The 25,009-nt window shown below is 42.9% G+C and carries 26 protein-coding genes; 19 read left to right on the forward strand and 7 right to left on the reverse strand.

Annotated elements, in window-relative coordinates; genetic code table 11:
* Nucleotide 1: 1 nt before the first annotated feature.
* From ACTD55_RS16960 to glpG, 5 genes are all read left to right on the forward strand, one after another.
* Entirely contained in the window at nucleotides 2-2,449 is a 2,448-nt protein-coding gene (locus ACTD55_RS16960) for an EAL domain-containing protein (RefSeq protein WP_438865519.1), read from the forward strand.
* A gap of 103 nt (nucleotides 2,450-2,552) precedes the next feature.
* On the forward strand, nucleotides 2,553-3,749 hold the full coding sequence (locus ACTD55_RS16965; protein WP_438865520.1) for a glycine C-acetyltransferase: 1,197 nt from the start codon (nucleotides 2,553-2,555) through the stop codon (nucleotides 3,747-3,749).
* Complete coding sequence (gene tdh, locus ACTD55_RS16970; RefSeq protein WP_438865521.1) at nucleotides 3,746-4,768, forward strand: L-threonine 3-dehydrogenase; 1,023 nt, start codon at nucleotides 3,746-3,748, stop codon at nucleotides 4,766-4,768. The genes ACTD55_RS16965 and tdh overlap by 4 nt, the downstream gene beginning before the upstream one ends.
* On the forward strand, nucleotides 4,768-5,097 hold the full coding sequence (glpE, locus tag ACTD55_RS16975; RefSeq protein ID WP_438865522.1) for a thiosulfate sulfurtransferase GlpE: 330 nt from the start codon (nucleotides 4,768-4,770) through the stop codon (nucleotides 5,095-5,097). Before tdh ends, glpE begins: the two co-directional genes overlap by 1 nt.
* Complete coding sequence (gene glpG, locus ACTD55_RS16980) at nucleotides 5,087-5,938, forward strand: rhomboid family intramembrane serine protease GlpG (RefSeq protein WP_438865523.1); 852 nt, start codon at nucleotides 5,087-5,089, stop codon at nucleotides 5,936-5,938. Before glpE ends, glpG begins: the two co-directional genes overlap by 11 nt.
* A gap of 3 nt (nucleotides 5,939-5,941) precedes the next feature.
* Here glpG and ACTD55_RS16985 read toward each other — a convergent pair whose 3' ends face one another.
* Nucleotides 5,942-6,328, reverse strand: a complete 387-nt coding sequence (locus ACTD55_RS16985; protein ID WP_438865562.1) for a flagellar basal body-associated protein FliL — start codon at nucleotides 6,326-6,328, stop codon at nucleotides 5,942-5,944.
* A 132-nt stretch (nucleotides 6,329-6,460) separates the two neighbouring features.
* On the opposite strand from ACTD55_RS16985, the gene ACTD55_RS16990 reads away from it, so the two are divergent.
* Together ACTD55_RS16990 and ubiA are read left to right on the forward strand one after the other, a co-directional pair.
* A complete protein-coding gene (locus ACTD55_RS16990) occupies nucleotides 6,461-7,024 on the forward strand; it encodes a chorismate--pyruvate lyase family protein (RefSeq protein ID WP_438865524.1) in 564 nt (187 codons plus the stop codon).
* Nucleotides 7,025-7,027: 3 nt separating this feature from the next.
* Entirely contained in the window at nucleotides 7,028-7,891 is an 864-nt protein-coding gene (ubiA, locus tag ACTD55_RS16995; RefSeq protein ID WP_438865525.1) for a 4-hydroxybenzoate octaprenyltransferase, read from the forward strand.
* Here the strand turns inward: ubiA and ACTD55_RS17000 are convergent.
* Both ACTD55_RS17000 and plsB read right to left on the reverse strand, forming a co-directional pair.
* Nucleotides 7,888-8,724, reverse strand: coding sequence for a substrate-binding periplasmic protein (locus tag ACTD55_RS17000; protein WP_438865526.1), 837 nt, complete (start codon nucleotides 8,722-8,724; stop codon nucleotides 7,888-7,890). The two genes, ubiA and ACTD55_RS17000, sit on opposite strands and share 4 nt — an antisense overlap.
* Before the next feature lie 249 nt (nucleotides 8,725-8,973).
* Complete coding sequence (plsB, locus tag ACTD55_RS17005; RefSeq protein ID WP_438865527.1) at nucleotides 8,974-11,409, reverse strand: glycerol-3-phosphate 1-O-acyltransferase PlsB; 2,436 nt, start codon at nucleotides 11,407-11,409, stop codon at nucleotides 8,974-8,976.
* Nucleotides 11,410-11,576: 167 nt separating this feature from the next.
* Here plsB and ACTD55_RS17010 point away from each other — a divergent pair, with 167 nt between their 5' ends.
* The 6 genes from ACTD55_RS17010 to ACTD55_RS17035 all read left to right on the forward strand — a co-directional run bounded on the left by ACTD55_RS17010 (nucleotide 11,577) and on the right by ACTD55_RS17035 (nucleotide 17,571).
* Nucleotides 11,577-12,320 (forward strand): substrate-binding periplasmic protein, encoded by a 744-nt coding sequence (locus ACTD55_RS17010; RefSeq protein WP_438865528.1) that lies wholly within the window; start codon nucleotides 11,577-11,579, stop codon nucleotides 12,318-12,320.
* A gap of 131 nt (nucleotides 12,321-12,451) precedes the next feature.
* Entirely contained in the window at nucleotides 12,452-13,075 is a 624-nt protein-coding gene (gene lexA, locus ACTD55_RS17015; protein WP_438865529.1) for a transcriptional repressor LexA, read from the forward strand.
* Nucleotides 13,076-13,402: 327 nt separating this feature from the next.
* Entirely contained in the window at nucleotides 13,403-14,512 is a 1,110-nt protein-coding gene (gene coxB / locus ACTD55_RS17020; RefSeq protein ID WP_438865563.1) for a cytochrome c oxidase subunit II, read from the forward strand.
* Nucleotides 14,513-14,522: 10 nt separating this feature from the next.
* Nucleotides 14,523-16,115, forward strand: coding sequence for a cytochrome c oxidase subunit I (gene ctaD, locus ACTD55_RS17025; RefSeq protein ID WP_438865530.1), 1,593 nt, complete (start codon nucleotides 14,523-14,525; stop codon nucleotides 16,113-16,115).
* A 3-nt stretch (nucleotides 16,116-16,118) separates the two neighbouring features.
* Nucleotides 16,119-16,670, forward strand: a complete 552-nt coding sequence (locus tag ACTD55_RS17030) for a cytochrome c oxidase assembly protein (RefSeq protein WP_438865531.1) — start codon at nucleotides 16,119-16,121, stop codon at nucleotides 16,668-16,670.
* A 19-nt stretch (nucleotides 16,671-16,689) separates the two neighbouring features.
* Nucleotides 16,690-17,571 carry a cytochrome c oxidase subunit 3 gene (locus ACTD55_RS17035; protein WP_438865532.1) on the forward strand — a complete coding sequence of 294 codons (882 nt, stop codon included), beginning with the start codon at nucleotides 16,690-16,692 and terminating at the stop codon, nucleotides 17,569-17,571.
* Between the two features lie 61 nt (nucleotides 17,572-17,632).
* Here the strand turns inward: ACTD55_RS17035 and ACTD55_RS17040 are convergent, their stop codons facing one another.
* A complete protein-coding gene (locus ACTD55_RS17040; protein ID WP_438865533.1) occupies nucleotides 17,633-17,842 on the reverse strand; it encodes a DUF2909 domain-containing protein in 210 nt (69 codons plus the stop codon).
* A gap of 11 nt (nucleotides 17,843-17,853) precedes the next feature.
* Between ACTD55_RS17040 and ACTD55_RS17045 the strand changes: the two genes are divergently transcribed.
* The 5 genes from ACTD55_RS17045 to ACTD55_RS17065 are packed head-to-tail and all read left to right on the forward strand — an operon-like array spanning nucleotide 17,854 to nucleotide 21,673.
* A complete protein-coding gene (locus ACTD55_RS17045; protein ID WP_438865534.1) occupies nucleotides 17,854-18,585 on the forward strand; it encodes an SURF1 family protein in 732 nt (243 codons plus the stop codon).
* On the forward strand, nucleotides 18,575-19,129 hold the full coding sequence (locus tag ACTD55_RS17050) for a hypothetical protein (protein ID WP_438865535.1): 555 nt from the start codon (nucleotides 18,575-18,577) through the stop codon (nucleotides 19,127-19,129). The genes ACTD55_RS17045 and ACTD55_RS17050 overlap by 11 nt, the downstream gene beginning before the upstream one ends.
* Nucleotides 19,130-19,142: 13 nt before the next feature.
* Complete coding sequence (locus ACTD55_RS17055) at nucleotides 19,143-20,120, forward strand: COX15/CtaA family protein (protein WP_438865536.1); 978 nt, start codon at nucleotides 19,143-19,145, stop codon at nucleotides 20,118-20,120.
* Between the two features lie 6 nt (nucleotides 20,121-20,126).
* A complete protein-coding gene (gene cyoE, locus ACTD55_RS17060; RefSeq protein ID WP_438865537.1) occupies nucleotides 20,127-21,038 on the forward strand; it encodes a heme o synthase in 912 nt (303 codons plus the stop codon).
* A 2-nt stretch (nucleotides 21,039-21,040) separates the two neighbouring features.
* A complete protein-coding gene (locus ACTD55_RS17065) occupies nucleotides 21,041-21,673 on the forward strand; it encodes an SCO family protein (RefSeq protein WP_438865564.1) in 633 nt (210 codons plus the stop codon).
* A 3-nt stretch (nucleotides 21,674-21,676) separates the two neighbouring features.
* Here the strand turns inward: ACTD55_RS17065 and ACTD55_RS17070 are convergent, their stop codons facing one another.
* Nucleotides 21,677-22,699, reverse strand: a complete 1,023-nt coding sequence (locus ACTD55_RS17070) for a polysaccharide deacetylase family protein (RefSeq protein ID WP_438865538.1) — start codon at nucleotides 22,697-22,699, stop codon at nucleotides 21,677-21,679.
* Between the two features lie 100 nt (nucleotides 22,700-22,799).
* Here ACTD55_RS17070 and ACTD55_RS17075 point away from each other — a divergent pair, with 100 nt between their 5' ends.
* Entirely contained in the window at nucleotides 22,800-24,125 is a 1,326-nt protein-coding gene (locus tag ACTD55_RS17075; protein WP_438865539.1) for an MATE family efflux transporter, read from the forward strand.
* On the opposite strand, the gene ACTD55_RS17080 is transcribed toward ACTD55_RS17075, so the two are convergent.
* Together ACTD55_RS17080 and nfuA are read right to left on the reverse strand one after the other, a co-directional pair.
* A complete protein-coding gene (locus ACTD55_RS17080; RefSeq protein WP_438865540.1) occupies nucleotides 24,088-24,351 on the reverse strand; it encodes a hypothetical protein in 264 nt (87 codons plus the stop codon). The genes ACTD55_RS17075 and ACTD55_RS17080 overlap by 38 nt on opposite strands.
* 17 nt (nucleotides 24,352-24,368) lie before the next feature.
* Entirely contained in the window at nucleotides 24,369-24,947 is a 579-nt protein-coding gene (gene nfuA / locus ACTD55_RS17085; RefSeq protein ID WP_438865541.1) for a Fe-S biogenesis protein NfuA, read from the reverse strand.
* Between the last annotated feature and the right edge of the window lie 62 nt (nucleotides 24,948-25,009).

Consider the following 25,009-nt stretch of genomic DNA (forward strand, 5'->3'; position numbering starts at 1 on the left):
AATGAAATTTTCACTTAGCCTCCCCTGGAAAATATTAGGGCTTCTGTCAGGTTTTTTCTTACTGGTTAGTGCGCTTATTACTAATAGTTGGATTAACAAAAATGATCAGGATTTTTTAAATTTACAAAAGCAGCTTAGAAATCAAGATCAGAGACAATTACAAGTTATAGATGAACTCCTGCGTAACCGTATTGAAGCATGGTTTGAAGCATTTGTTCATTTTCAAAAAAACTATGGTAACAACATAGAAGCCACCGCATTTTTTTTAGAAAATGAATTTGATTTTCTACAATTACATTGGCAAATAAATAATATTTGGTTATTTGATAATCAGAAAAAATTGTATTTCTCTTCCTCTGCAAGCATACCTGATGAATTACAGTCCGATGTCATCCAAACCTTTAAACAACAACGCTCTCAAACTAATGTACGTTGTAATCCTGTATGTGAACAATTTTTTTCTATTCCGCTGTTAATTGATCAGAAAGAAATTGCAGTATTGGCTGTCAGTAATTCACTGCAAGAAACCCTAGCTTCGTTAAACCAAGCTACCCACGCTGATATGGTTATAATGAAAATGAGTGGAAAGCAGTGGGCTACAACACCGATAAAAGAATTGGATATACAGCCTCCAATAGCAGCGTCTCAGAAACTATTTATCATAGATTTATTCAATAAAATTAACGCCAATATCAGTGTCGAAAATGTTATTCACCAAGGTGTTCGAGTTGGCAACAATCAGCATACATATCTAATCAACATGCTACCAATTAGAGCGTCCGAACAAAGTAGCCACTTTTTAACTTTTATTCACGATATAACAGAATCCAGTCAGCTTCATACCGACTTTCAAGCGAAGATCATATGGGTATCAATTACTGTCATTAGTCTCTCTTTTCTCGCTTTTTTTGTACTCACCCAACGTTTACAACGGCGTTTATTGTCTATAACTCGCAGCCTGCCATTGCTTGCCGAAAAGCGCTACGACGATTTCCAACATCACCAATATATTAGTAGTTACTTTTTTACTGATGAAATAGATAACTTACAGGAATCTGCAACTTTACTCTGTCACGAACTTGAATCCCTTGACCGTCAAATTGAACGCAATACCCGCGAACTGGAAAACATCGCCATGTATGATCAATTATGCGGTTTACCCAATAGGAATATGCTTAACCATAGGTTAAAAAAATCCATTCTTGCCTTGGCTGGTGAAGCAAGACAAGTCGCTGTTATGTTTCTCGATTTTGATAACTTCCGTAAAATCAATGATAGCCACGGCCACAATATTGGTGACTCATTCCTGATGGAAGCGGCTAGACGTATAAAGGAAACAATCAACAAATCTGATTTTGTTTGTCGGTTTGGCGGTGATGAGTTTGTGGTGGTCTTGGAGGATCAAGAGTCGTTGGACGATGTGATGCTAATTGCCGAGCGGCTTATCAATCGTTTCCATCAGCCAATGGTCATTGTTGGACAACGATTTTATGTCACCACCAGTATAGGTATTGTAGTGACCAATAACCCGCTCGACCAGGTAGAAGATTTGATTCGACAAGCTGATATGGCGATGTATACGTCAAAAGATCGTGGGGGTGATCGTTATAGTTTGTTTAATCATGAGATGTATCAGCGAGTTATCGGTAGAGTGCAAATCGAAGATGAGATGCGTGAAGCAATCGAAAACGAGGATATTAGCTTCGCTTTGCAACCACAAATAGAAATAAGCACCGGTAAATTAGTGGGATTTGAAGCACTTATCCGCTGGCATCATCCTGACAAAGGTCTGGTTCCGCCTGATGAATTTATTCCTATTCTGGAAAACTCTGAAAACATGATCCAGCTGGGTTACTGGGGATTAAGGCGGGCTTTTATTATTCTATCGAAAATGGAGCAACTTGGTTTTAAGCATCAACGCGTAGCGGTGAACCTGTCTGCGGTGCAATTACTTGATCCCAACCTGCTACCCTTTTTAAAGCAGCTATTGATAGATTTTAACCGGGATGGTTCACAAATCGAACTTGAGTTGACCGAACGAACTGTGGTGGCTGATATTGAAAATACACTCACTATCATGTCTGATTTGAGGAAACTGGGATTCACCTTTTCTATTGATGATTTTGGTACTGGTTACTCATCGCTGGCTTATTTAAAACAAATGCCAGTGGATATTATTAAAATCGATCGGAGTTTTATTTCAGGCATGACAGATCGACAAGCTGATAGACAAATTGTCTCTTCCATCATTGCCATGATTCAAAAATTGGGGATGAAAGTCGTGGCTGAAGGGGTGGAAACGTTGACGCAGTTGAATATGCTCAAAGAAATGAATTGTGAAATAGGTCAAGGCTATTTTATCGCCAAACCCATAATGGAAACTGAATTATATGACTTAATGCCCGATATGCTAAAAAACGGGATCTGGGATAACATGGATAAGGTTTAACTCTTTGTACAATTTACCTGACGGTTGATTGTTCTCTCCACCATTACCTTTATATCGCAATTCCATTAGAATAGCCGCCAATTATCAGTAGCGAGGCCAATCCATGAAAGCCGATTTCTATGCACAGATCCAGCAACAAATCCGTGATACACAAGAGCAAGGTTTATATAAAGATGAGCGGATCATCGTCACCCAGCAACAAGCAGACATCGGCATTAGTTCAGGTCAGCAGGTATTAAACTTTTGTGCCAATAATTACCTTGGTTTAGCCAACCATCCCACTCTAATCAATGCGGCTAAAGAAGGTCTGGACAGCCATGGTTTTGGCATGGCCTCGGTACGTTTTATTTGTGGTACTCAAGATATTCACAAAACCCTGGAACAAAAGCTCAGTCAATTCTTGGGTATGGAAGATACGATTCTTTATTCTTCCTGTTTTGATGCCAATGCCGGTTTATTCGAAACCCTCTTGGGTCCTGAAGATGCGATTATTTCCGATGCGCTCAACCATGCCAGTATCATTGATGGTGTGCGCTTATGCAAAGCCAAACGGTATCGCTACGCCAATAATGATATGACCGAACTGGAACAACAGTTAAAACAGGCCAAAGCTGATAATGCCCGGCATATTTTAATTGCCACCGACGGGGTATTTTCCATGGACGGAGTCATTGCCAATCTTAACGGCATTTGTGATTTAGCCGATCAATACGGTGCATTAGTCATGGTGGATGATTCCCATGCAGTGGGTTTTATTGGTGAAAATGGCCGGGGGAGTCATGAATATTGCAATGTGATGGACAGAGTCGACATTATCACCGGCACACTCGGTAAAGCGATGGGCGGCGCATCAGGGGGTTATACCTCGGCAAGCAAGGAAGTGGTAGACTGGTTGCGTCAACGTTCCCGCCCCTATTTATTTTCTAATTCGTTAGCACCAGCGATCGTATCAGCCTCAATTGCGGTGATTGATTTGTTAGCTCAAAGCCATCAATTACGTCATCAATTACGCGACAATAGTGCTTATTTTCGTCAGCGCATGACGGATGCCGGATTTACCTTGGGAGGCGCCGATCACGCGATTATCCCGGTAATGTTAGGTGACGCCAAGTTGGCGGGCCAAATGGCCGATAAAATGCTACAACGCGACATTTACGTAGTAGGATTTTCCTTTCCGGTGGTGCCACAAAATAAAGCCCGGATCCGCACGCAAATGTCAGCCTCTCATACCAAAGAGCAACTTGACCGCGCAATTGATGCCTTTATTGAGGTAGGCAAAGAATTGGGAGTGATCGCATGAAAGCCCTGAGTAAACTTAAAGCCGAAAAAGGCATCTGGTTAACCGATGTTGAACAACCCGAGGTCGGTCATAATGATCTGTTAATCAAAATTCGCAAAACGGCCATTTGCGGTACCGATATGCATATTTATCATTGGGACGAGTGGTCACAAAAAACGATTCCGGTGCCTATGGTGGTGGGTCACGAATATGTCGGTGAAGTCGTTGATATGGGTCAGGAAGTACGTGGCTTTACTATTGGTGATCGCGTCTCTGGTGAAGGTCATATTACCTGCGGTCATTGTCGTAATTGCCGTGCAGGACGACGTCATTTATGCCGCAATACCGTGGGCGTGGGTGTCAATCGCCCCGGCGCTTTTGCCGAGTATTTGGTTATACCCGCCTTTAACGCATTTAAAATTCCGGACAACATCAGTGATGATCTTGCATCTATTTTTGACCCCTTTGGTAATGCAGTACACACCGCATTATCGTTTGATTTAGTTGGCGAAGACGTACTGATTACCGGAGCTGGCCCAATTGGTATTATGGCTGCGGCGGTGGCTCGCCATGTCGGTGCCCGCCATGTCGTTATCACCGATGTAAACGACTATCGACTGGAGCTGGCGAAAAAAATGGGCGCGACTCGCGCAGTTAATGTTAGCCGGGATAACCTAAAGCAAGTGATGAACGAACTGGGCATGACGGAAGGCTTTGATATTGGATTGGAAATGTCCGGTGTGCCATCAGCATTTAATGATATGCTGGCAAAAATGAACAATGGTGGCAAAATTGCCATGCTCGGGATCCCTCCCGGGGATATGGCAATTGACTGGAATCAGGTTATTTTTAAAGGCTTAGTGATTAAAGGCATTTACGGACGTGAAATGTTTGAAACATGGTATAAAATGGCCAGTCTCATTCAAGGTGGATTAGATTTATCCCCTATCATCACCCATAAAATGTCGGTTAATGATTTCCAGCAAGGATTCGAAACCATGGCATCGGGTCAATCAGGTAAAGTTATTCTGGAGTGGTAATGGAGCAGTTTGCACATATTTCAGTCAGTGAAACGGCACAAAAACTGGCTAGGGGTGAGGCGCGTTTAGTCGATATACGGGATGAACAATCCTTTGCAGCAGGCCATATCAAAGATGCATGGCATTTGACCAATGGTAGTCTCAATCAATTTATGGCTGATACCGAATTTGAAACCCCGGTGATTGTTTGCTGTTATCACGGAGTAAGCAGTCAACAAGCCGCGCAATATCTAATCCACCAAGGTTTCGAACAAGTGTACAGTATGGATGGTGGTTTCGAAGCTTGGAAGAGCACACAGCCCTACGATACGGCCAGCAATGCTGATTAATTTCGGGCATGAAAGCCACGCCCGTTTATTGTGTAACTACTTACAATCCGAAGGATTACATGTCAGTTATCGTTACCAGGCGGGAGAACACCCGCACGGGATAGAGTTACTCGATACCAGTCAGCAAGAAAAAGCCAACCAGTTAATCAAGGCCTTCCTGCAAAATCCGCTGGACAAAAAATATCAGCAATCGGCCTGGCAAACCGGTACTGCTGTTAATATGCGCACATCTGTTAAGGTGTCGCCGGAACGTGCCATTCAGTTTTGCCAACAAGCGCCTTTCACCTCAATCATTCTATTGTTGTGCGGCTTGTTTTATATCACCGCCAGTTTAGGCTGGTTTATGCAGGTAAATAACTTTCTGGCTTTTCAACCACTGCCCGTATTAGCTGAAACCCATCAGTGGTGGCGACTGTTTAGCCCCACGTTATTGCATTTTTCTATTTTGCATATTGTCTTTAACTTACTGTGGTGGGGCATGCTCGGCTCAAAAATCGAGCAACGTTTTGGCAGTACTGCGCTGTTTATGTTGTATTTTTTCAGTGGGATTATTTCTAATTACGGACAATATATGGCCACCGGTGTGCACTTCGGAGGCTTATCGGGAGTCGTCTATGCCCTGCTCGGCTTTGTGTGGTGGATTGGTTGGCTGCGTCCCGACTGGAAATTAGGTCTACCCAATTCGATTGTTGGCTTTATGCTAGTGTGGCTGGTCATTGGTTACGCTGACATACTGTGGGTCAACATGGCCAATACTGCGCATACGTTAGGCTTAATATGTGGTTGCACAATGGCGTGGCTGGTCAGTTTGTTAAAAACACGCCCTAAAACCGATTATTAAGGATCAACCCTGATACAGATATTTGGTAAAAATAATATCTTTAACCATTTCCGAGCCGGTTTCTTTTTTCAATTGCTCTCTTAACGTAGTCAAACAAAGTTGTCGAATTTCTTCCCGCCCGGTTAGTGACTTGATTTTATCCGCAGGCTGGCGACCAAAGATTTCAATGGTTAACGACCGCAATAAGGGCGCATGATGAGCAACGACCTCAAGGTAAGTCGCATCTTCAAGCATCAACTCAACCGATACACGGATATAGCCTAAATCTCGATTACTGGCACCGATATAATTGGTAACAATATCGGGTTCTAAACCAAAGTACGCATATTCAGCTTTGGCGCTATACGACTGGGCCATCAGTAATAAGACAAGAATAGTATTCTTCAGCATAAACTTGATCATCTTTTCCCCTATCGGCTAGAAGCCTACGAAACAAAATGGTATCACCATTCCATACAATGATTAACAGAATTCGATTCAGTTGGTATTATCCGCATTCATTCATTACTTGTTGTGCCTGTTTTGACCAAGCATTTTTTATTTCCAATCAATTACGTTCCTCAATGGTTTTCGGCCGAACAACTGAAAATTCCAGATCCGGTTTTAAAAAATTGGCTTCTCGACACCGGCTCCCTCACCGAACGATTACAAGCGAATAGTCGTCATTTTCGGCTAGAATTGCTTGGGCAGGAAGAATTAGCGATTAATGCCAGCGAACAGACGAGCCTCGGTATTGAACAAACTAATCCGGTAGTACGCGAAGTTTTACTACAAGGTAATCAACAAAATTGGGTTTATGCACGCTCACTGATGTCACGCAAATTATGTGATGATGCCAGCCATCAATTCGGCCAACTTGGCAATACACCACTTGGTAAAGTGATATTTAATGATCCTCGTTTTACTCGTCAGCCCTTTGAGATTTGCCGGGTACAAAGTGGTTCGGTGTTACACCAGAAACTCAATATCGACAGCTCCTTTTCATTATGGGGAAGACGCTCCGTGTTTAGCTATCAAGAATACAAACTGATGGTAGCTGAAATATTTTTACCTAATGCTCCGGCCTACAAAAATCAGGAAATTTAAATTTTGCCTTCAGTAAGCTCAAAAATTAATGCCTATTTGCGCCTTATGCGGATGGACAAACCTATCGGAACTCTCTTATTGCTTTGGCCGACACTTTGGGCGGTGTGGATAGCAGCGAATGGGCAGCCTAGCGTTAGCATTATTGTGATCTTTATCCTCGGTGTCATCGTGATGCGAGCCGCAGGCTGTGTGATCAACGATTTTGCAGATCGCAAGATTGATGGAGCAGTAAAACGAACGTCCACACGACCTATCATTACCGGTGAAATTAGTGCCAAACAAGCAATCATATTATTTGTTGGGCTCTGTCTGATAGCTCTCCTGCTCGTTTTGCAATTAAACATTCAAACCGTTTGGCTGTCTTTCGGAGCTGTTACTTTGGCGTTTTGTTACCCTTTTAGCAAACGGGTCACCCACTTACCTCAAGTAGTGCTGGGGGCGGCATTTAGCTGGGGGATCCCCATGGCATTTACTGCTACCAATGGTGAACTTTCTCCAGTGGCGTGGTGGCTATTTGCGGCAAATCTGATTTGGACCGTGGCCTACGATACACAATATGCCATGGTAGACAGAGATGACGATTTGAAAATTGGAGTAAAATCTACCGCCATATTATTCGGGCGTAACGATGTAGCAATTATTAGCGTATTACAGATTGTAACCGTAGCGATACTGTTAAGGATCGGCCTTGGGCTAGGTTTTAGCTGGCCATACTACCTAGGCTTACTGGCCGCTTGCGGTTTATTTGTTTACCAGTATCAACTCATTCGTCACCGCCAACGAGACAATTGCTTTAACGCTTTTTTAAACAACCACTATGTGGGCATGGTGATTGCGATAGGCTTAGCAGTCCAGTATTTATATTAATCAGGTAACTGAGTCTCAATACTGTACCAAAGCTCTTTCCTGCCGAGGGGAGTTTGCGCGGACATCATTGGATTATCCAACCTAATAATCTTACGCTGTTTAAGATTGGCATCCTTTAACATGGACCCGAAATACTGGTAAAAAAGTTGATCAAACGTGCCGTTAGCAATGGCTTTATTCAACCCCGTTTCGAGAATGTCATGCAATATTTGATTGTCTTTACGTACAAACAAATACTGCGCCGCTGGATATTGAAGCACAAATGTCGGGTCAATCACGATGGCGTCATATTGCTTAAGATTGTACTCATGCCATATTTCGATCACCGAGCGAGGAAAGTAATCAACTCTTTTCAGGCTTACCATCTGCAGCAACCCAGCCGTAGTAGTCGCCTTAAATACACGGAAACCATTGCTTTCCAGCACCTTGGTATCCGGCCAGTCTCTTCCTTGCCCAGCAGTCAATTTCTGTAAATTCTGTTTTGTTTCAAGAGCTGCAAACCGTTTTACATTGTCCTGATGTACAAACATCAATCGCCAACCGATTAATCCCTTAAACAGGGGAATTCGGACAGGTAATAATTGCTTCTCACGCTCCTGACTGGTCGCCATCCAATGCACGTCATAGACTCCCTGCTGGATCAGACTAATACTGCGACTCTGCGGCAAGGTAGGAATAGGTACGTTGTGAAAATCAAGCGCAACTCCAGATTGCTGAAACGCAAGACGCACAACGTCTTGAATGTAAAGATCTTGAAGACGATAAATGGGATTACTACTATTGACCGGATAGTTAAGTGTAAAAATAGGCTGCACCGGTTCCTCACTAGCCACTCCGGCGCCGCAAAATAACCCACACATCAGGCACAGGAGCCACTTCCACGCTTTGGCATTGCCAAACAGCTTAAGTTTTGCACCTGTTAAATTCGTTACTAACAACCCAACCTCTGGCTGAAAACAAAATTTCGTAACCATGTTAATACGCTTTGTAAAAAAGGTAGTCAACTACATTTGGCCGATGCTAGTGCATGAAAAAATGATTATTTACATTAAATTCAATTAGTTATTAAATAGCCAAGATAACTAACCAAGCTTGATACTTTGGGCTACATCCGCAACTAACCAGCCACTTAGCTCATTCAACAACCAATGACTTTGCTCAGTATGCGTGAGCATCCCTTCCTCGTCATTGTGCAGTAATTTCATCTCTCGCATGGCGTTAATTAACGCGCTAATCACATTCTTATCGTAAAACTCGGGGGCGGTTATACCATGCAATGTTGCTAATCTTTCGGCAAAACGGATACTTTGCTTTTCTAATTCCGAACGACTGAGCTTGTCTCCTGTTTCGGCCAGCGTTAATACGATGGCATAACGCTGCAACGTTTCTTGAATACAACGATTAAGCATCATTAATGAAAAATATTGCGAACTGGAACGAGCGGCTGGCAATATAGTTTCTTCATCTTGCTGCAAAAGACCCGTTACTCGCATGGACTCAATCATATCGACACATAGTTGTTGAGCTTGCGATGCATCCAAATACATGAACAGCTCTTTTTTCAGTAAGGGAAACAATAAAGCTACCCGGTCGATAATCTGCTGTTTCTGCATCCCGTTATTAGCAATCACCATCGCAGCAATCAAACCGGGGATCACGAATAAGTGCAAAATATTGTTTCGGTAATACGTCATCGCTATCGCGGCGGGCTCGTTCAACGAAATAATCCGTCCAAAGCTATCGTCCTGGACTGTGAATTTATCCAAGCTGAGTGTTTGTTCCAACAATGAATGGGCGGAATTTTCAGGCAGGGTAACCAGTTGGCTATAGGGAGCTTGTTGCAGTAGTTGTAGATAATCCCCAAGACATTGGTGTAATTCAGACTCGGTCAAAGCATGTTTATCCGCCGCCAATAGACACAATGAGATTAAATTCATGCCATTAACCGCGGTTGCCTGATTAATTCGTTGCATCACATCAGTAGCCAATTTATTGACCATCGGTGTCAGCCAAGTCGGTTTTTTATCTGGATTCTGTAAAACTTCATCACGCCAGTCTGGCTGACATTTATCCATAAACTGCCCCAAATTAATTGGCTCACCAAAATTCAGGTACCCCGTGCCATAATTTTTCAATTTGCGAATCGCTGAAAAAATTTGCCAAAAAGATTCTTTCTTTTTGTCTTTGCCACGTAATTCCTTTAAGTAACTGGCCACTTCCATAACGTGCTCATAACCAATGTACACCGGCACCAAGCTAATAGGTCGCTTCAGTCCTTTAAACATACTTTGTACTGTCATGGCTAGCATACCGGTTTTAGGCGGTAATAAACGCCCGGTGCGACTGCGCCCTCCTTCAGGATAATATTTTACCGAATAACCACGATTAAATAGCTGTTCCAGATATTCGCGAAACACTGCAGTATATAGCTTATTACCGGCAAAACTGCGGCGAATAAAAAATGCACCGGCCCGTCTGAAAATAGGTCCTGCTGGCCAGAAATTGAGATTTATCCCCGCCGCAATATGCGGGATCATTAGTCCTTCATGATAAATGACATAAGTTAATAACAGATAATCCATATGACTACGGTGACAGGGAACATAAATAATTTCGTGACCACTTTGTGCCAACTGGCGGACTTTTTCTGCATGTCTGATTTCCAACCCGTTATAAACTTTATTCCATAACTTGGTCAGCATTTTTTCGGCTATCCGAATCAACCCTTCACGATAATCACCGGCAATCTCATTGGCATAATCCTGGGCGCGTTTTTTGGCTTTTTCTGGACTAATCTTCTTACTGTGCTGTTCATCAGCAATGGCTTCTTGTACTGACTCTGATGCCAGTACACCTTGAATTATTTGTTCCCGAGCCATTTGTCTTGGGCCGGTAACAGCCTGACGACGACGCTGGAAATGCGTACGCGCCACCCGAATCAATTTATGTGCGATTTGTTCATCAGAGCCATGCTCGTTTGCCATGTATTGTGACGATACGGCTTTACTAAAATAAACCAAATTATCCCGTCCCAAAAACAGCACTATAAAAATCTTACGTAACCAATTTGGTGATGCCTTATTAGCAATTAATGCCCGCCAACTGGCGTCGGTTTTACCGGGTGCTCGACCCCAAAAAGTTGATACTGGGACTATTTGCAAATCAAGTTCTGCATTTAAGTGATGCTGTTCAAATAACAATTTGAAGGTATGAGCAATATCACTGGCCGTTGCTTTATCAGTAAATACTGATTGAGGTCGTTCTAAAAAAAGACAACGAGAAATTGTATGTGGTCCTACCGTAATCGTCCCATCCGGATCGACAAGGCCTACCTTTTTAACCGCATTTTTTAATGCCAGGCGATCGGTAACCGATTCGGTTTTAAGTAAATATAAAATCGGCTTTTGTGGATCAATTCCTAATTCTTGCTGAACATCTGCCGGAACTACTTTGGTACGAATAAGCAGCTTTGCCGGGATAGAAATGATTGCTGAAAACAACTGTTGCAACCAAGCCATAACCAATAAACTCCATTAAATAATTGCGCCATAGAATAGCATGGCAAGGCATGAAAAATCTGAAGATTAATCGACAATCAACAGTCATTATAACGTTATATTGTGTAAATAAGTGGATACGCTATGATGGCACTATTCTATTTACCGTCATAATAGCATTGGCAAACATGTTGAAAAAATCGATTCTGTTGTTGTCTTTATGCTGGATGAATTCAGTTTTCGCGTTACCGACGCTATCTGTTGTTACTGAAGTATCGCCCCCCCATCAAACACTGATCGATGGAGAAGTTGCCGGAATTAGCACCGAATTAGTTCGACTAATCCTCGACGATGCGGGTTTCGAAGCCAATATTAACGTGTATCCTTGGGCTCGTGCCTATCATATTGCTGACTCACAGCCTAATACACTAATTTATAATATGGCTCGTACTCCAAAGCGCGAACACCATTTCCACTGGATTGGATTCGTCGCCAGTTATCAATTGGGTTTTGTATCACTTTCAAGACCAAGTCAAGTGATTAAAATTGGCTCTTTAGATGATGCAAAGCAATATGTGACAGCAGTGCAGCGTGGTGATTTTTCTACTGAATGGCTGATACAACAGGGGTTTAAACCGGATACTAATCTGATTATCACTCCCAGCATCGCTGAATCATGGCAACTATTACAAAAAGGTAAAGTGGATTTAGTGATTGATGATATCGAGTCGGTCAATGCGATGTTTCATGAACATGCTGATACACCACCTTCAATCACCTTGCAGTACATTATTCCCGAATTAAAACAACAAACTTGGCTTGCTGCTAATATTGATACTCCATTAGCCACTATCGATAAGTTGATTGCTGCCCATAAAAAGGTGAGTAAAACCGAGTTATACCGCCACGTTATGCGTTATACAACCGACTAGGTCATCACACCGGCACACAAGCCACTTTTTCAGACTCACATAAATTGGTATTAATGTAATACTCAAATTTAGTTGTGATTTAAATATAACGGGATATACTGTTTGAAACTGTATAGAAAAACAGGCTGTTTATGCGTCCACTAACTCCCAGACAACAAGAAATTTTGCAACTGATTAAAGACACGCTGGCAGAAACTGGCATGCCGCCCACACGTGCCGAGATTGCTCGACAACTTGGTTTTAAATCGGCTAATGCTGCAGAAGAGCATCTTAAAGCGCTCGCCAAAAAAGGCGTGATTGAGATTCTACCGGGAACATCACGAGGAATTAGAGTTCAATATAGCGAAGAAGAACTACTTGAAGAACAAGGGCTTCCTCTAGTTGGACGAGTCGCAGCGGGAGAGCCTATTCTCGCTCACGAACATGTTGAAACCCATTACAAAATCGATCCCGCTATGTTTCACCCGAGTGCCGACTTTTTATTACGGGTAAGCGGTATGAGTATGAAAGACATTGGCATTATGGACGGTGATTTATTAGCGGTACACCGCACTAAAGATATTCGTAATGGTCAGGTTGTGGTGGCCAGGGTGGATGAAGATGTCACCGTAAAACGTTTTGAGCGCAAAGGTAGTCAAGTTTTATTACATGCTGAGAATGAGGAGTTTTCTCCAATCAAGGTCGACCTTTCCGTACAACCTTTCGATATTGAAGGCATTGCCGTAGGAGTCATACGCAATACTGACTGGATGTAATCCCACTGCTCAATTTTTATTCCTTCCAAAATTCTTCAAGCTAACTTTGTTTTAACTCTCAACAGGTTAGCTTTTTTGTGTTATTACTAACACTTGTTCAAAAATCAATCAGTTAGTTGTAAATTATGCATAAAAAGGTGGACGCCAACCGCCTTATTGAGTAATTCTTGTACTCTTATTTACATATGCATAACAAAAAAGTGGAATATCACTTACAAAAGTGAAGTTTCATCATGTCGATATGACAAATTAGTGTGCGGTTTGTCGATCGATGATTTCTACCTAACGAGGAGATGTCACGTGAACAGAGGTGTTTTCAGAGGGGCGATGGCCTTAATTGCCTTATTGTCTACATCTGCGCTGGCTAATGATATGCGGTTAAACCTGACCAAAGGGGTTTCCGATATTAGTGCGCAGGTTTACGATTTACATATGACCATTTTTATTATCTGTGTGGTTATTGGTGTTGTGGTCTTCGGCGCCATGTTTTATTCCATGGTCATGCATCGTAAATCTCGAGGGGTTAAGCCCGCCAACTTTCATGAAAGTACCAAAGTGGAGATTGTTTGGACCATCATTCCATTTATTATCTTAATTGGTATTGCCATCCCAGCCGCTAAAACACTCGTTGCCATGGAAGATCCCAGCGATCCTGACGTCACAGTGCTTATTACTGGCTCTCAGTGGAAATGGCACTACAAATATATGGATAGTGATGTGGAGTACTATTCCGTCTTAGCTACCCAGCAAGATCAAATCCATAATAAGTTGGAAAAAGGTGATAACTACCTGTTAGAAGTCGATCGCCCTCTAGTCGTACCAACCAATAAAAAAGTCCGTTTTTTAATTACCTCTGATGATGTTATCCACGCCTGGTGGATGCCAGCATTTGCGATTAAAAAAGATGCCAATCCGGGCTTCATTAACGAAGCATGGACCCGAGTTAACGAGCCCGGCATATATCGTGGCCAATGTGCCGAACTGTGTGGAAAAGATCATGGTTTTATGCCCATCGTCGTAATTGCCAAAGAGCCAGCAGAATATCAAGCCTGGATTGATGAACAAGCCGCTATCCAACGCAAAGCCAAAGAAGAAGAGCAAAAATTACTGGCAATGAATATGGAAATGGATGAACTAATGACGTTAGGTGAAAAAGTGTATCTATCTACCTGTGCTGCTTGCCACCAAGGTAATGGTGAAGGCTTGCCGGGTATTTTCCCTGCCTTAAAAGGCAGTCCTATCGCCACCGGTAACATGTCCAAGCACATAGAAACGGTCGTAAATGGTGTTAGTGGTACCGCGATGCAGGCATTTGGCAAACAGCTTAGTCTCAAAGAATTAGCCGCTGTCATTACCTTTGAACGTAATGCTTGGGGCAATAGCACTGGTGACACAGTACAAGCCAAAGATGTTAATGCCGTAATTAAAGGCCAATAGGAGAAAGATCATGAGTAGCGTAGCCGACGATTTGCAACACGACGAACATCATGAACATCATGCTCCCAGCGGCATTAAGCGCTGGTTGTATACTACTAATCATAAAGATATAGGTACATTATATTTATGGTTCGCCTTTATTATGTTTTTAACTGGCGGTGCCATGGCGATGGTAATCAGAGCCGAATTATTCGAGCCCGGATTGCAGATTGTTGAGCCAAATTTCTTTAATCAGATGACGACCGTACATGGTCTGATTATGGTGTTTGGTGCCGTCATGCCAGCCTTTACCGGTCTGGCAAACTGGATGGTACCATTAATGATTGGCGCGCCGGATATGGCGTTACCCCGGATGAATAACTGGAGTTTCTGGATCCTGCCTTTTGCCTTTATCATCCTGCTATCGTCACTGTTTATGGAAGGTGGTGGTCCTAACTTTGGTTGGACATTCTATGCACCGCTTTCAACCACTTATAGTAATGACAGTACCGCCTTGTTTGTATTTTCAGTGCATATCATGGGGGCTTCTTCGATTATGGGAGCGATTAATGTCATCGTAACCATATTTAATATGCGTGCTCCCGGCATGACCTATATGAAGATGCCAATGTTTGTGTGGACCTGGTTAATAACAGCCTTCCTGTTAATTGCAGTTATGCCGGTGTTAGCGGGTGCGGTCACCATGGTATTAACTGATAAATTCTTTGGTACAAGCTTCTTTAATGCCGCTGGAGGCGGTGATCCGGTGATGTTCCAGCATATTTTCTGGTTCTTCGGTCATCCTGAAGTGTACATCATGATTTTGCCAGCCTTCGGCATCATCTCACAAATAATCCCAACGTTTTCCCGTAAACCCTTGTTTGGTTATGCTTCAATGGTCTACGCAACCGCGTCTATCGCGTTATTATCCTTCATCGTATGGGCACACCATATGTTTACCACCGGTATGCCGCTTTTTGCGGAGCTATTCTTTATGACTGCAACGATGCTAATTTCGGTCCCAACCGGGGTAAAAGTATTTAACTGGGTTGCCACCATGTGGCGCGGATCGTTAACCTTTGAAGTCCCCATGTTATTCGCACTGGCGTTTATTGTGTTGTTTACCATCGGTGGATTTTCAGGATTAATGTTGGCGCTTACGCCAGTGGATTTCCAATATCACGATACCTACTTTGTAGTTGCCCATTTCCATTATGTGCTGGTTACCGGTGCGATCTTTTCAATTATGGCAGCCGCCTACTACTGGCTACCCAAATGGACTGGCCGGATGTACGACGTCAAGCTGGCTAAATGGCATTTTTGGTGTTCTTTAATTTCAGTTAACTTACTGTTCTTCCCAATGCATTTTGTTGGACTGGCCGGAATGCCAAGACGTATTCCAGACTATTCTCTGCAGTTTGCCGATTTTAATAAATGGATCAGTATTGGTGGCTTTGCATTTGGCCTGTCTCAACTGATTTTCCTGACCCTACTGATTAAAGCCTGTAAAAAACAAGGCGAACCTGTATCAGATCAAGTATGGGAAGGTGCAGAAGGGCTAGAGTGGGAAATTCCATCTCCTGCCCCTTATCATACTTTTGAAACACCACCGAAAGTGAAATAAGCGATGACGGCACCTAATAAGCCTTCTAAACATAGCAAAACCGTTACCAAACTTATGCTGGTGGTGGTGGGCATGTTTGGTTTCGGCTTTTTACTGGTGCCGCTATACGACGTGTTTTGTGACGTGACAGGTATTAACGGCAAAACCAATGACACCGCGGCCAGTTATGATGGTGTAATTGTTGATGAAAGCCGCTGGGTAACAGTGGAATTTATTACTCGCACCAATACCGGAATGCCGTGGGAATTCTCGGCACAAACCCAAAAAATCAAAGTCCATCCCGGTGAAATTAATCAGGTCGACTTTTATGCTAAAAACCCGGCTAACCGGGATATAGTCGGTCAAGCGGTTCCTTCCGTTTCGCCGGGGTTAGCGGCACTGTATTTAAATAAAACCGAATGTTTTTGTTTCGAACAGCAAACATTGAAAGCCGGTGAAGAAACAATGATGCCGGTACGTTTTTATATCGATCCGCAATTACCGGATGATATTACGTTTTTTACCTTGTCCTACACCTTGTATGACGTCACTGAACCAACCGTAGCAATGAATTAAAAGGGTAATGGAGAACAATATGTCAGAACAACAATACGAAAAATATTATGTCCCTGCGCAAAGCCCATGGCCAATTTTGGGGGCAATTGCATTATTTTTAATGGCGGTTGGTGCCGGTAACTTTGTTATTGAAGCAACCAAAGGCAAAGAAGGCCATGGTGGCTGGATTTTACTCGCCGGTTTAGCCATTCTGTTTTTTATGTTGATCGGGTGGTTCAAAGATCAAATTCATGAGTCCATGAATGGTATTCATAGCAGACAGTTAGGTCGCTCTTATCGTCAGGGTATGAGCTGGTTTATTTTCTCTGAGGTGATGTTTTTCGCGGCATTTTTTGGTGCACTTTTTTATGCCCGGGTGATTTCCACTCAGTGGTTAGGTGGCGCTTCGAATAACGCCATGACACACGAAGTTTTATGGCCTGGGTTTGAGGCCATCTGGCCACTTGTAACGACCCCAGGTGGCACGACAACCGAAGCCATGGGTTGGTATGGATTACCGTTAATTAATACCGTTATCCTGTTGGTTTCTTCAGTGACTTGTCATTTTGCCCATACAGGTCTGGAACAGGGGAATAGAAAAAAGCTTATCACCATGCTAGGGGTCACAATATTACTGGGTATTAGCTTTCTATTTTTACAGGCAGAAGAGTATGTGCACGCCTATCGAGAAATGGGCTTAACTTTACAGTCCGGTGTTTATGGTAATACCTTTTTCATGTTAACCGGATTCCACGGCTTACATGTAACGCTAGGCACGCTGTTATTAATCATTATGTTTTGCCGGATTCTAAAGGGCCACTTTGATGCCAAGAACCAATTCGCCTTTATGGCAGCCAGCTGGTATTGGCACTTTGTTGACGTAGTTTGGGTAATGCTGTTTTTCTTTGTGTATATTCTTTAACTGGTATCCCAGGGCTGATAATTTCAGCCCTGGGGTGAGTCTCTATATTGTATTTTTTTAACTAGAACATACGTGGATTGGGAGTGATAAGTCCGGTCGCAATGGCAATTAACAGCAAGACAATAATAGCCGCAGAGATAAGAACACGACGACCAATAAATTTACTCATCGGTGGTTGATCAGGATCATCTTTGATCATGATTAACATCGCACGAAACAGGTTGTATATCATTAGTAATAATAATCCACCAACAACGATTTTAATCAACATATAAGCCCCTTATGAATATTGCCAAAGGCAACATCAAGCTACCCATTGTTGCTACCTTAATCAGTTTAGTCGCTTTTGTCATCCTGCTTTGTTTAGGCTTTTGGCAACTGGATCGGGCAGAACAAAAACGCTTACGTTTGCAACAAATCGAACAGCGCAAACAGCAGCAAGATATTAATTTGGCTGACATACTGAGTTTACGTGGTGATATTAGAGACTATCCGGTCACCGCATCGGGACATTTCGACCTGTCCCACTATTTCTTAATTGATAATCGAGTTGAACAAGGCCGTACCGGATACCATGTAGTGGGAATTCTAAACACCAATAGTGGCAACGTAGCGGTCAACTTAGGGTGGTTGCCGGCAAACGGTAATCGTGACAGTTTGCCTGAATTTCAACTGCCAAAGGGCTTGCAAAAGGTCAATGGCATTGTGGCATTACCCTCACTTAATCCGATGATAAGTGAAACGGTTAAATCCGCTACTCACTGGCCGGTCAGAATTCAACAGCTTGATCTCACCGTAATGCAGAACTTATCCGCAATTACCCTTTTACCAATGGTCATTTTAGCCACGCCTGATTCAACACAACCACTGATCAGAAAGTGGCAAGCTGTGGTAATGCCTGCCGAAAAACATATTGCCTATGCCATCCAGTGGTTTGGTTTAGCCATTGCTTTAGTGGTGGTATTTGTCGTTGCATTAATGCGCAAAAATAGAGATGTAAATAATGAACAATAAAAAAAGCATGCTAATACTGGCGGTGATATTTTTACTTCCAGTAATATTAGCCAAGTTAGCATTAGAGTTTGACTGGTTTAATAAAGGCGTTACAAACAAAGGACAATTGCTTGATCCGGTGTTGGATATGACCTCACTCTATCCGAGTGACACCGCCCCTGCCATTTGGCGCATCATCTATGTAATGCCCGCTCAATGTGAACAATCCTGTCAAAATGCGTTATACAGTTTAAATCAAGTTTGGATAGCATTGGGTCGTGAAAATGAGCGCGTAAATTCGCTGGTTTTAGTTACCGGAACCAGTGATAAAGAGGCTGTGGAACAACTCAAATTAATGCCTAATCTCAAAGTCTTGCAGACAACTGAACAAAGTATCAATCAGGTATTTAAAGATACCGCGACAGATGGTATTTTTGTTGTAGACACGCTGCAAAACATCATTCTTCGTTATGATTTGCAGCAAGAACAACAACAAGCGGTAATGCATAGCCGCGAAATACTAGCCGACATTAAGAAGCTGTTGAAGCTTTCCCGGATTGGCTAAGGGAGCAAGTCTCGTGAAAAAGATGGTATTGGTTAGTATCTTGCTGGCGTATGTCGTTATTATACTTGGCGCATACACCCGTCTAACCGATGCCGGCTTAGGCTGTCCCGACTGGCCAGGCTGCTATGGCCATTATACCGTTCCTCAGCAAACCGAGCACCTTGAAGCCGCTCAACAAGCCTTTCCAGACCATCCAGTCGAACCCCATAAAGCATGGAATGAAATGATCCATCGCTACTTCGCTAGCACCTTGGGATTGTTTATCGTTATTATTTTTTTACTCAGCCTGTTTAGCAAAAAACCGCTTCGCCCTATTAAATTACCCTTTTTATTAGTACTAATGGTGTGTTTCCAAGGCGCTTTGGGAATGTGGACCGTCACCCTTAACCTAATGCCACTCGTTGTTATGGGCCATTTATTAGGGGGTTTTTCCATTCTTGCTTGCCTTTATCTGTTGCATTTGCGCTTATCCGGATTTCGCATTCCCGGTGGCGATCCTCATGTGAGACGACTCGCCCGATATACCATGTTTGGCCTGTTAATTGTTATCACTCAAATAGCCTTGGGGGGATGGACTTCCGCTAATTATGCAGCCTTGGCATGTACCGAGTTACCGGTATGTGAACCCGGATGGATAGATAATCTCAACTTTTCCGGGGCATTCAGTTTACCCATCGCCGAAACCTATGAATATGGCGTACATGATTATTCAGCGCGGATGACAATGCACATTATGCATCGGATAGGGGCATTAATTACCTTTGTCTATCTTTGTTGGCTAGCCATTAAAATATATAAGGTGGCGCATACCGAACGGTTTAGAAATCAAGCTATTCTGCTGGTATTAGTGTTAGGTTTACAAGTAGCACTAGGTGTCAGCAATGTTGTTTTTGGGTTACCTTTAATTGTAGCGGTATTACACAATGCGATTGGCGCTAGCTTGTTACTAGTGATGGTATTAATTAATTACACTTTATTCAGGAAAGCCTAGCAGATAATGGCATCTAAAATACTCGATCAAGAAATCAAAAATACGCCACAGGTTAAGTGGCGCGATTATTATGAAATGACCAAGCCCAACGTGATTTTGCTGCTGTTATTAACGGCGGTAGTGGGTATGTGCTTATCAACCCCTGGCGCATTACCCTGGCAACCAGTCATTGTCGGCTTGTTGGGTATTGGCTTACTTTCTTCCTCTGCGGCGGTGATCAATCACGTCGTAGACCGACAGATCGATGCCAAAATGGCCCGTACTCATAATCGTCCCGTGCCCAAAGGCAAAATTAGCCCACGAAGAGCTCTCATTTTTGCATTTGTATTGGCAGCAATTGGTTACCTAAGTTTAGAAGTGTGGGTTAATACCTTAACCGCAATGTTAACACTGGCCAGTATGGTGGGCTATGCGGTGATCTATACCATGTACCTTAAACGGGCCACCCCACAGAATATCGTAATTGGGGGGCTGGCGGGAGCCGCTCCACCACTACTAGGATGGTGCGCGATTACCAATGAAATTCATCCTTACGCGTTATTGTTGGTACTCATAATTTATACTTGGACACCGCCGCATTTTTGGGCCTTAGCCATCCACCGCGAAAAAGATTATGCGCGCGCTGGAGTACCAATGTTGCCGGTAACCCATGGCGTTGAATTCACCAAGACATCGGTGTTCTTATATACCATTTTACTTGGAATCGTTTGTTTACTGCCCTATTTGGTGGGAATGACCGGACTGATTTATCTGTTTGGCGCGACCTTATTAAATGCCGGCTTTTTATATTATGCATGGAAATTAAAATTCGACAGTAATGATAACACCGCGATGCAAACCTTCCGCTATTCCATTATTCATCTGATGTTATTGTTTATTGTGCTACTGTTTGATCACTATTTCGTTTTCCAATTATGAATATTAAAAATATCATCATTGGTGTCATACTGATTGCATCCTTAGCAGGAGGCATTTATTTATCTACCGTTATTTCTCCCAAAGAATCGATTCAATATGCCGATCTATATCCGCAACCCCGGGCTCTTGGGGATTTTGAATTAACCGACCAAAATGGCCAGCCATTAACGGCTAACCAACTTAAAGATCACTGGACACTGACCTTTGTAGGTTACACTTTCTGTCCCGATATATGCCCAACAACATTGGCAGAATTACAGTCCATCTATCCTGCATTACAGCGCATAGAAAGCCAATATCCGGTTCAAGTCTTATTTATTTCAGTGGATCCCGGTCGAGATACAACCGCTAGATTGAAAGAATACATCAACTATTTTAATCCTCAGTTTATTGCCGCGAGCGCTGAGCATAAGACGCTATTCCCACTGGTACGCAAAATGGGCATGATGTACGGGATGAACGAAAGTACCGATGGGGATAATTATTTAGTCGATCATAGTGCGTCTATTGTCATTATTAACCCCGCTGCCCAAGTGATTGGCCGTTTTAAGCCTAAACATGAACTTGGCAAGCCAGCTATTAGTGATGGACAGCAGATATTGACCGATATGCCGATCATCATGCAATCAAACTAAGGCCTAATTCAGCCAGTTACCATTTTTATCGGCGACAAAAAACGGCTGTGAATACCAATAATAATGTCCCTTGTGGGTATTACTCGGCACGGTACAATTAATCCGGGTACGACCGATTGGAATAACCTGATCTACGCCAACCTGCACGGTATTTTTATTCCAGTTAACCTCTAATGGCTTGCCTTTTAAAAAACAGGCAAATAGGGCCGGATTAAAATCGACTGTGGATACTTGTAACTCTAACTGAGGATAGGTATCACCCGCATTAAATTGCGGATCCTGAACGTTACTGTGCTCTACTGGCATTGCTAATGAAGCCAGTTTGACTTTGAGGCTATCTAAACTCGCATAAATTCCCGCGGCGGGATAACGCGGTAAAGCGGTAAAATCACTATCGCCGGATATGGCACCCGACTGTTGGCCGAATCCAATATATCCCGACTGTTTTACCCATTTTTGCAGTGCGGAATTATATTCTCCATATGGATAAGCCAAATACTTCAGACTATATCCCAATTGTTGCAGTAATTTAGCTTCAGCATCAACAATATTGCTTGTCACACGGTTTAACCACGCTGAGTGTGACTCTGCGGCTTGGCGTTGTAAAAGGTGTAAATGGTCGTTGGTATGATTGGCAAATAGGACTTTTTGGCTGGATAAAGATTTCACTTGCTGCCAATTCAATTGATTGGTGCGCTGACCAATTTCATCCGGATTAATAAAAATTGTATAGGGGAATTGATATTCTTTAAGGATAGGATCGGCATTTTGCAAAATATTGATATAGCCATCATCAAACGTAATCGCTACCACATTATCCGGCAACACTTCGGTATCTGTAGTTAACGTCTCAATCACTTTATCCAATGGCCACACTTGATAATGCTGTTGCAAAAATGCCATATGCTGACGAAACTGAGCAGTACTAATAGTCGTGCTTGGAGGGGTATCTTCTCCAACATGATGATATTGTAAAATCACTACACTCGGTTTGGCTTGAATAACAGCACTACACGCAACCAACATGATGAAGCTAAGCCATTGAAGGCGTGAAATTAAATTCTTGATCGTTATTCCCTATTGATTCAGTTACCCTGTCATTAACGTTATTTAAGCACGTCTCAAAATGAAAAAACACTGGTTCTGGAATAAATCAGAACACCGCAAAATCGCGCTAATCAGCGTTCCGATGTTACTAAGTAATATCACCCAACCTTTACTGGGCATGGTCGACACCGCCGTTGTCGGACATATGGCATCAGTTGACTTTTTGGCGGGTGTCGCCATTGGCGCGATGCTGATTACACAAATATATTGGTTATGTGGTGCATTGAGAATGAGCACCACCGGATTGAGTGCACAAGCGAAAGGCCAGCAGTCTGCGCACAATGCCTGCAAAGTATTAGTGCAATCGTTAAGTATTTCCTTACTCATTGCCATCATCATTTTTATTGCTAGGTTTGGGTTGCTGCAATCGGCTCTTTACTTCACCCAACCAGAACATAACGTTGCCAATATTACTCAACAGTATTTTTATATTCGCGTTTGGGGAGCCCCAGCCGCCTTAGCCAGTTTAGTTTTAGTGGGTTGGTTATTAGGCCAGCAAAATGCCAAATTGGTGATGTGGGTACAGATTGTCGGTAACACCGTTAATGTTCTACTAAATATACTGCTGGTATACGGTTTTGGCTTGGGCGTGGAGGGCGTCGCGCTAGCGACGGTTATCGCTGAGTATTGCATGTGTATCGCCATGCTTTATTACGCATTGAAAAAAATCGACTTAAGTTACTTTTCCGCTAGCTGGTTTTATTTTAGTCAGCTCACGTCGTTATTCTCGATCAATTCTGCCATGTTTATCCGCAATGTTGCACTGCAACTTTGTATGGCATTTATGGTCATTCAGGGAGCGCGCTGGGGAGAAATGACGGTCGCCATTAATAGCATTTTGCATCAATTTTTTATCTTGTGCGCCTTAGGGCTGGATGCGATCGCTTATGCGGTCGAAGCACTTGTTGGGGAGAGCAAAGGGGCAAGGCACACAGATTCAATTGTCTCACGAACCTGCCTTGGTCTGTGTTGGTCAAGTGCGCTTTCTATTTTCTACTGTCTGATTTATCTGCTTTTCGGTGAGTACATCATTGATCTCATGACCGATATTACGGCGTTGCAACAACACGCAAGAAACTTTCTGATTTATATCTGGATATTACCGCTGCTAGGTCATTGGTGTTTTTTAATGGACGGCGTTTATGTGGGACTTGGACGCGCGAAAGCCATGCGAAATTCCATGATCGTCAGTGCTGCTTTAGGCTTTTTCCCAGTATTTTATCTATTTAACACGCTGGGCAATGATGCGCTCTGGTTAGCTTTATTAAGCTTTTTAACATTACGTGGCATGACGTTGTTGTGGCATTTTAATTATCTTCGGAAGAAGGCGGTGTTACTCGATTAAGCACTTGCGAGAAACGATTGGCAAACAACCCAATATATCCCCAGACTGCCACTATAAAACCAGGAATTAACAGCACTAAACCAGGCACTTGCAATACATAATACCGTTCAGTTCCGACTAAAATTAGCAGTACACCCACCGCAAAAATCACTAACCCAATAATAAACAAGCGCCAACTCTTATGCGGGTTGGCGCCTGCTCGGTAGATGAAATTACGGATAGACATAAATTTATGTCCAATTATTAATAATAGGAATGCTCACCCGCTTCATGTTCAGTGGCATCTTTGACTCCGGTTAATTCATTCGGAAACTGGGCTAACAGTTGTTTTTCAATGCCTTCTTTAAGCGTGACATCCACCATCGAGCAACCGTTACAGCCACCACCAAATTGCAATCGTGCAATACCCTCCGGGGTTATTTCCACCAGAATGACCTTGCCACCATGACTGGCCAATTGCGGGTTAATCTCAGCATCAATCATATAGTTAACACGATCCATTAAAGGAGCATCATCATCGACCTGACGCACTTTAGCGTTAGGCGCTTTAAGGGTTAATTGCGAGCCCATTTGATCGGTTACAAAGTCAATCTCGGCATCTTCCAGAAAAGGGGCGCTTTCAGCATCAACTACCGCATCAAAACCGTTAAAGTTCAATCGCATATCTGTTTGTTCTACCGCATCTGCGGGGCAATAGGATACGCCACATTCAGCGTTAGGTGTGCCTGGATTAACCACAAAAACCCGAATATTAGTTCCTTCGGCCTGACTGCTAAGTAACTTGCCAAAATGCGTTTGGGCAGATTCGGAAATATTGATCATAAAAAATCCTATGATTATGTGACTGGTATGGGTACTAGTTTAACAAAATTACCTGACCAAAT

The sequence above is a fragment of the Neptunicella sp. genome, assembly GCF_048268085.1.
Classification (GTDB): domain Bacteria; phylum Pseudomonadota; class Gammaproteobacteria; order Enterobacterales; family Alteromonadaceae; genus Neptunicella.